The organism is Zoogloea sp. (assembly GCF_028689785.1).
Lineage (GTDB): Bacteria > Pseudomonadota > Gammaproteobacteria > Burkholderiales > Rhodocyclaceae > Zoogloea.
In genome coordinates, this window is record NZ_JAQVCN010000060.1 from 22,628 (window position 1) to 30,558 (window position 7,931).

Annotated in this window: 7 protein-coding genes and 1 pseudogene; 5 read left to right on the top strand and 3 right to left on the bottom strand. The window is 58.6% G+C overall.

The features are described from left to right. Nucleotides 1-67: 67 nt before the first annotated feature. Nucleotides 68-838, top strand: coding sequence for a 3',5'-cyclic-nucleotide phosphodiesterase (locus tag PHI64_RS19215; RefSeq protein WP_299886430.1), 771 nt, complete (start codon nt 68-70; stop codon nt 836-838). 86 nt (nt 839-924) lie between these two features. After that, nucleotides 925-3,276 carry a GspE/PulE family protein gene (locus PHI64_RS19220; protein WP_299886412.1) on the top strand — a complete coding sequence of 784 codons (2,352 nt, stop codon included), beginning with the start codon at nt 925-927 and terminating at the stop codon, nt 3,274-3,276. 354 nt (nt 3,277-3,630) lie between these two features. Here the strand turns inward: PHI64_RS19220 and PHI64_RS19225 are convergent. Continuing rightward, nucleotides 3,631-3,744 (bottom strand): annotated as a pseudogene (locus PHI64_RS19225) (transposase domain-containing protein); the annotation flags it as partial. Between the two features lie 91 nt (nt 3,745-3,835). Between PHI64_RS19225 and PHI64_RS19230 the strand changes: the two are divergent. Beyond that, nucleotides 3,836-4,270 carry a plasmid pRiA4b ORF-3 family protein gene (locus PHI64_RS19230; RefSeq protein WP_299886415.1) on the top strand — a complete coding sequence of 145 codons (435 nt, stop codon included), beginning with the start codon at nt 3,836-3,838 and terminating at the stop codon, nt 4,268-4,270. A 42-nt stretch (nt 4,271-4,312) separates the two neighbouring features. On the opposite strand, the gene PHI64_RS19235 is transcribed toward PHI64_RS19230, so the two are convergent. Both PHI64_RS19235 and PHI64_RS19240 read right to left on the bottom strand, forming a co-directional pair. Next, the gene (locus PHI64_RS19235; protein ID WP_299886418.1) at nt 4,313-6,199 is read right to left on the bottom strand and encodes a VWA domain-containing protein; all 1,887 of its coding nucleotides are present in this window, start codon (nt 6,197-6,199) and stop codon (nt 4,313-4,315) included. A gap of 352 nt (nt 6,200-6,551) precedes the next feature. Continuing rightward, nucleotides 6,552-6,794 (bottom strand): helix-turn-helix transcriptional regulator, encoded by a 243-nt coding sequence (locus PHI64_RS19240; RefSeq protein WP_299886421.1) that lies wholly within the window; start codon nt 6,792-6,794, stop codon nt 6,552-6,554. Nucleotides 6,795-6,962: 168 nt separating this feature from the next. Here PHI64_RS19240 and PHI64_RS19245 point away from each other — a divergent pair, with 168 nt between their 5' ends. Further along, nucleotides 6,963-7,391 (top strand): hypothetical protein, encoded by a 429-nt coding sequence (locus PHI64_RS19245; protein WP_299886424.1) that lies wholly within the window; start codon nt 6,963-6,965, stop codon nt 7,389-7,391. A gap of 118 nt (nt 7,392-7,509) precedes the next feature. Then, nucleotides 7,510-7,809 (top strand): hypothetical protein, encoded by a 300-nt coding sequence (locus PHI64_RS19250; protein ID WP_299886427.1) that lies wholly within the window; start codon nt 7,510-7,512, stop codon nt 7,807-7,809. The last annotated feature ends 122 nt before the right edge of the window (nt 7,810-7,931 follow it).

The window sequence follows — 7,931 nt, forward strand, 5'->3', positions numbered from 1 at the left end:
CATCAATGCGCGTGTGCTCGGCGTTTTCTGGCCAGCCCTCTTGCGTGGGTCAATTCATGGGAATGCGATGAAGGTGAGGGTGCTGGGGTGCAGTGGCGGCATAGGGGGGCGTGATCAGCGCACCACCGCCTTGCTCGTGGACCAGGATGTGCTTATTGATGCAGGAACGGGAGTGGGGGATCTGGAGTTTGATGAACTGCTCAGGATTGATCACATTTTTGTGACCCATGCCCATCTGGATCACATCGCCATGATTCCGCTGCTGGTGGACACCGTGGGTGATGCCCGTGCCATGCCTCTGGTGGTGCACGGTACTCCGGAAACCCTGCGCATCCTGCGCTCCCACATCTTCAACTGGCTGATCTGGCCTGATTTTTCATCCATACCGGACCGGCAGAATCCGTTCCTGCGGTTTCAGGAAATGCGGGTGGGGGAATCTGCACGCCTGAGCGATGGGCGTACGATCAGGGCTCTGCCAGCGCTGCATACCGTGCCAGCAGTGGCTTATCAGGTCAGTTGCGCAGGAGGGAGCCTGGTTTTTTCTGGCGATACGACCTATTCCGAACCTCTGATTGCGGCCATCAACGCCATTCCGGATTTGCGACATCTGATTGTCGAGACAGCCTTTCCGGATGCCCTGCAGGACCTGGCCTTGTCTTCCCGTCATCTCTGTCCGAGCTTGCTGGCGCTGTTCCTTGACCGGATTGTCAGTAACCCCGAGGTGTGGATTACCCATCTCAAACCAAGTCGGGCAGCCGCAACCCTTGAAGAAATCACCAGCTATGGAGGGCGGCTGTCCCCCCGGGCCATCCATAACGGCCTCGAGTTCGTGCTTTAGCGAGGTTGGCGGGGTGGCGTTCAACTCCCTTTCTGTTCCTTATCCCTGCAGCTCCTGACGGGGCGTACTTCGGGAAGCAACCATCCATGAACCACAAGAGCAGTTTCGGTGATGTGGCCAGCAGGCTGACCTTTTTCAAGGGGCTCCAGGCGCTTACAAACCGGGTCCATGCAACCGAAAACATTGATGAAATCATCTTTGAGCTGTCGGCAGAAATCTGTGCGCTCTTCGCTGCCGATCGACTGACGATCTACGTGGTGGATGAAAACAAGACCACCATTTCATCCCGCCTGAAAACGGGTCTTCACACAATTCGCACGATCCGGCTCCCCATCGCCGAGAACAGTGTCGCCGGTTATGTGGCCCTTCATGGGAAGACCCTGAACATTCATGATGTCTATGACGAAAGGGAGCTCAAGGCCCTGTCTCCACGGATGGAGTTTCGCCGGGAGGTGGATGAGCGTACTGGTTACCGCAGTCGCCAGATGTTGGTGGCGCCCATTGTCACGCCGGATGAGGGCGAGATCCTCGGTGTCATCCAGCTGATCAACAGCCGCAGCGGTGACTCCTTTTCTTCTGTCGTCGAAGAGGGAATCCAGGGGCTGGGTCAGACGCTGGCCGTGGCCTTTTCGCACCGCCGTCATGCCCTGTTGCAGCCTAAATCCAAGTATGAAGGCCTGGTTCTCGATGCCAGGATCACCGCTGCAGAGCTGGAGGACGCCACCCGTCAGGCCCGTGAGCGGGGCATCTCCCTGGAGCAGCTCCTGCTCACCGAATTCCACCTCAAGCCTGCAGAGATCGGAACGGCGTTGTCCCGTTTCTTCGGTGTCCCCTATGAGCCCTACCGGCCCGATCGGGTCAAGCCCTTCGATCTCCTCAAGAACCTCAAGCGCGATTATGTGCAGCAGGCCGAATGGTTGCCCCTGGAGGAAAACCAGGAGGGGCTCCTGACCCTGGTCACCGATCCGGAGCAGGCTGTCGCCTCCAAGGTGGTGCAGAACGTTTTTCCCAAGGCACGTCCGGTATTTTGCGTGACAACCCATCTGGAGTTCATGCAGACGGCGGCCCAGTTCTTCGGGGGGCAGGTAAGCGATGATGCCTCCGTGACGGATCTTCTTTCCGACCTGTCCGAGGATGAGGTGGAACTGGGAAACGCAGCCGAGGATGTCTCCGCGGCGGCCGATAACGAGCTGGTCAAGCTGGTCAACCGGATCATCATTGATGCCCATCGTCAGGGTGCCTCCGATATCCATATTGAGCCCCGGCCAGGCAAGGAAAAGACCCTGATCCGTTTCCGCAAGGATGGCTCCCTGGTGCCTTACATCGAGGTGCCAGCCAGCTACCGGAACCCGATCGTGACCCGGATCAAGATCATGTGTGATCTGGATATCTCCGAGCGACGCAAGCCCCAGGACGGAAAGATCCGCTTCCGCCGCTATGCCCCTCTGGATATCGAGCTGCGGGTGGCGACCGTGCCGACCGCAGGAGGCTTCGAGGATGTGGTGATGCGCCTGCTGGCCAACAGCGAGCCGCTGCCCCTGGACAAGCTGGGTCTGCTGGAAGGCAACTACGAGCGCCTCCTCAAGACCATCACCAAACCCTATGGCATCTTCTTCGTATGCGGCCCGACCGGTTCCGGGAAGACCACGACCCTGCATTCGATCCTGGGTCACATCAATACTCCGGAAACCAAGATCTGGACGGCCGAGGATCCGGTGGAAATCACCCAGAAAGGCTTGCGTCAGGTTCAGGTAAACCGGAAGGCTGGGCTGGATTTTCCGACAGTGATGCGCTCCTTCCTGCGGGCCGACCCGGATGTGATCATGGTCGGCGAAATGCGTGACAAGGAGACGGTATCCATCGGTCTCGAGGCTTCCCTGACGGGCCACCTGGTTTTCAGCACCTTGCACACCAACAGCGCCCCTGAGTCGGTGGTGCGTTTGCTGGACATGGGCATGGACCCCTTCAACTTTGCCGATGCGCTCCTGGGCGTGCTGGCCCAGCGTCTTGCCAAGCGTCTGTGTGCCAAGTGCCGCCAGTCTTACGAGCCGGCCGACGAAGAGATTCGTCACCTGCTGGATGAGTATTGCGAGGACATGCGTCAGACCTCCGTTTTTCAGGAGGATCCGGTGAGGGCCCGGGATGAGATCCTGCAGGACTGGCGCCGGCGTTATGCCGATGATCAGGGCCGCTTTACCCTGTATGCCCCGGTTGGGTGCGAGCACTGCACGGGAGGCTACAAGGGTCGCCTCGGGCTCCACGAACTGATGCCAGGCTCCGATCGGATCAAGGAGTTGATCCAGGAGCGGGCACGGGTGGCCAGTCTGTTGTCTGCTGCCCTCGAGGAGGGCATGCGGACCCTGCGTCAGGATGGTATCGAGAAGGTACTGACGGGGCTGACGGATCTCCGGCAGGTAAGCAAGGTCTGCATCCGCTGATGCACCGTTTCATTGGGTGACGAAAATAAAGTCGTAACTTGAAGGTATAGCGATTCAAGCACTGAGCTTCGCTGTCGTCGGAGGTCCAAAAATAAAGTCATGTATTTTTGGACCAACCAACACCTTTTTCGCGAAGCTGTTGAGAATAAAGTCGTTACCTTCCAGCCACAAACCTGGGCTGCGATGAGAGGCTACCGTTAGAACCTTTTAAGCTTAGACGATGTCTCGTTCGGTTTCAGAGGGTAGGCTGGTGTCGGCTAAATATTGCCGCCTCGTTTGAAGGCTTTCTGGGTTCCTCGCTTGCTGGTTACTTGAAGAGTGTAAGCCCCGGCTAACCCATCTTGACCGAGAACCTCAAGGTGTGACCGCGCCAGCCGGCCTCCACCGATGCGGCAACAACTCCCCGATCCGACTCTGCGGCTGAGTCGGCAGGCGGGTGAGGACGTCCTTCAGATGGGCGAAGGGCTCACGCGGATCGCCGAACACCCGATCAACCGGATCGACGCACTGCTGCCCTGGAACCTCAATCCTGCCAAGACCCTTCTCAACGCCGCCTGACATGAGCACCGTCGTCCCCCTCAAGCCGCGCAGCCGCAAACCGGCCGATCTGCTGCAACTGCGCATCGAACTGGCTGGGATCAAGCCCGCCATCTGGCGCCGGATCGTCGTGCCCGAGTCGATCACCCTCGCCAGGCTTCATCACGTCATCCAGTGTGTCATGGGCTGGCACGAGGGGCATCTGCACGAATTCGAGATCGCCGGCGAGCACTACGGCGTCCCCGATCCGGAGTTCGACTGGGGCGATCCGCCCCGTTCCGAGCAGCGCATCCAGCTCAAGACCGCGCTCGTGGGCATGCGGTCATTCACCTACCTCTACCACTTCGGCGATCATTGGGAACACCGGATCAAGGTGGAGAAACACCACCCGCCGGATCCCATCCTGTCGGCCTGCGCCCTGTGCCTGGCCGGTGCCAACGCCGCACCGCCCGAATAAGGGCCTTGTTAATAATAATTTGCTCTTGGGCGCAACCCGAAATTAGTCGGCGGCTTTTCTTAAAAAGGCGGGAATGTCCCAAGCGAAGGTAGATAGCCGGGCATTCGTCAGGCTGTCCAGCAGCGCTACGATTCGCTCTACGACTATCGAATTCAACGGCCCAGCATTCACAACTTCGAGAGCCTTGAGCTTGAACTCTTCGCGCAGTTCGTTGCTGCCGGTGTGCTGCAGCAACGCTGCGTAGAAGGACTGCAGGATGATTGCTTCGGAGAGGTCTTCGCCGAGTAGCTCCTCAAACAATGCCTGCACTTGCTTGGGTACCGGCATGCTGCGCAGTTTGGCAAGCGTCTTTGGAAAACCACCGATGGCTATCCTGCGGCTCCGGCTGTTCAGGTGCTGAATGAGTCGTTCAAGTTCGAGGCTACCCACCTCAAGCGCAAGCTCTTCAGGGGCTCGGCGTTGGCGGCGGAAAAAAGCCGGCGGTTCGCTACTTTCCACGGAGCGAGGCGGACGTACACAACGGGAGATGGCGGGAACACTTTCTGAGCCGGAATGACTTGCGCCGGCGCTGCTGTGCACGCTGCTGCTTCCGCCCCAGCCCGCCGGAAGCATGTTTGGCTGAATCTGAAGCTCGGGGAGTTGAGAGGCTTTTTCGTCCGCTGTTCGCTCGACGGTAATCAGGTAATCCGTCTGCGACGTGATGAGCTGATGGGCTATTGCCCAACTTTGCCGGTCTGATTCAAGTAGCGCAGAAAGCCGCTGCCGGGCGCCGACCCGCACCAGGGCGTCGGCCGAGTGGGTGTCCTGGGCCAGCGTAGTCAGGGACACTTGCGGTTCGTGCTGGCCAAACTGGAAAGACACCTGCACCGGTTCGTGAATGGGGGTATGGAAGGCGGCGAAGACCGTATACGCGTCGCCCGCAAAACACGCGTGCGCCGGACGGCATTCCCACATCGGCAGGGAAGGCCATGCGATGTCGAGGCGTGACATTTGCGGCTGTCGCATCCGGTTGAAATGCCGATGGATACGCATCGACATGTCCTCCATTGGGGTAATCAGCTCGCAAGCGCCCCCGGTTTCATCCGCCATCGCGTGCAGTGACTCCTCGGCGACCGCGGAGCCAATGCCCATCGGAAAGATGCGCACTCCCTTCTTTTTGGCTTCCGGAATGGCGGCCCCCGCCTGCCAGTCCTGGCCGTCCGTCAAGAGTAGGATGTCCATCGGCTGGGCATCGTGCAGGTCCAAGGCCCGCTCGAGCGCTCCGTTGATGTCGGTGCCCCCCAGGTTCCCGAGGTGCTCCAGCCAGCGCCGTGCCATCTCAAGATTATTGTGGTTCGCGGGTTGAAGGGTCTCGTCGAATTTCTCAAAGTCCGTCCCGAAAGCGATGAGCCCGAAGCGTTCGTTAGGCGCTAGACTGCCCAAGGCCAGCATCACACCTTCCTTCGCCAGGGAAAGGCTATCTCCCTGCATCGAACCAGAACAGTCAATGACCAGCACGACATCACGCTCTTTGCTGGATGATTCGACGGCCGGTGGCAGCAGCGTCAGCATGACCAGGTGCGTATCGCGTGCGGAAGCCGACACCCCCACGGATTGCACCGCGTCGTTCTCGATGTCAAGGATGAAGTCCCGGTCCATCGCCGCGCCCTGTGCCAGACTGACGAGCAGGCCTTCCGGGGTGGATTTCAGGCGCACCTGATGGGTGGGACAGAAAACGGCGCTGCCGCTCAACGGCTCAGGAATCGAAATCGTCAGGCTGAACGGATATTCGGCGGCGAGGCTCGTTTCGGGGCGCTGCCAGGGCTGCATACCCGTTGGCTGCCCATAGCGAGGCGCAATCGTGGTCGGCAAGCGAAAACGCAGACGCTTGCCATTCCAGGCGAGGGTTTCAGCGTAGCCCAGCGTGAGCTCGACGGATTCGCCGACCATCACATTTCCGAGGGCTGCGTATTCCGAGGAAACCGTCCACTCATAACGATCTGAAACCCTCCACGTGTTCCAGTCGCAAACCCTCCACCGATAACAATGCATGCCACCACGCTCACCCTAACGGGCTTGGGAGCGCTTTCTTGTATCGTATTTGGGGAAGTCCGTGGAGGGCAAAGCCCGGAGCGGACCGGGACTTCCCCGTACAGCACAATTCTTTCGGCTGCACAATCCTGCTTCAGTGGTAGTCCCTCACCCGCAAGTGCCAGGTGACGGGCGTCTCTGTGGTGGCCCAAGGGATGTGATCGTTGAGCCCAACACCACTCCACCCCTTGCTGAGCACGGGGAACCGACCCTATGGCAACAGCAAGACGTGGACATCTATCTGCAAAGCGTTTGCAATACGTTCAATGTTGTCGATCGAGATATTTCGTACTTGGCGTTCAACGTGCGCCACGAAGGTGCGATGCAAGCCAGATTCCAACGCGAGATCTTCCTGAGACCATCCCCGTTCCTTGCGTAGGCGAACTATGTTCATCGCAAGGAGCTCACGCGCCGTTGGCGCGCGTGAACTAGACGATGATTCGCTGACTGGCATTCAATCAGTGTCTCGGAATGATGCTTTTAAGTCAGCCGCGTTTACGTCACAATATTGCCCCTCCCGACATATTCAGTTCCTACTGAGTTCACGGAAAACGTCCTCACCCGGCCAACGCGATCATTCGATTAATTGGTCACGCGCCGCTACTGAAAGTCTCGAATCGCAATGTTTATTACTGACGTATCAGCTCATCATCCTTTCATGTCGGGCCTTCTTGGCACTGGAAAAGATGCTTGGCGGGCGGTGGGTATCACTACGCCCAATGAATGGTTTTACGTGAGTTATGCTGTTTCTACACAGGAAGGGCGTTTTTCCGAAACAGTGATGATTTCCAATCCTGCGAACGAGTTGGTAGCTTTTTTTGATCGGGAGAGCAAAGGTGGTTCAATCGTTGGCATCCAACTCGTTAGCCCGCCGTTTTTGAACGGTTCGGCTCACTGGAAGATGGAGCCATTGATCCGAATCTGGAAAAAGCCGTCCGACCCGTTGGCGCACGTGTATGAGGTCGCTGATGGTAAGCAGTACTGCAGCGCTTACGGCACATGGGACATCTCCGAGTATGAATTCTGGAAGGAGTTCACTTCACTCCAGTGATCGCCCAGAGCCTGGATCTGAATGAGGTGCAGATCTGGATGGTCCGTTCAACACCAAAGATCTGGCGCAACTTGTTCTTAGCGGACGGAAGTCACTTTCTGGATCACCCTCCCACCATATGATCAAGGCGATCGTGTTCGACGTGTTTGGTACGCTGGCTGAGATTGGAGATCGGCGCCGTCCATACGCACGGCTTTTGCGCCTCGCAGCGCAGGCCGGACGGATTTCGCGGCCCGACGATGCCGCGCGGATCATGAGCATAAACGGTGACATCTGGGCCATCGCGACGTGGCTTGGATTGGCACTCTCGCCAGCCCTGTGCGATGAGCTTGCCGACGAGCTCGCGATTGAGATCAGCAGTATTCGACTTTATCCGGAGGTCGTTCCGGTCCTCCGTGCTTTGCAAAGACAAGGGTAAGCGTTCAGCCCGCGGCGTAGTTGCTACGCCACGCGTCTTGAGATATCCGAGCGCAGCGGAGCCTTTTCGAAGTGCTGCTTCCACAGCCGAGGCGTGAGCTGTGCGACATCGGCGGCCGGGTG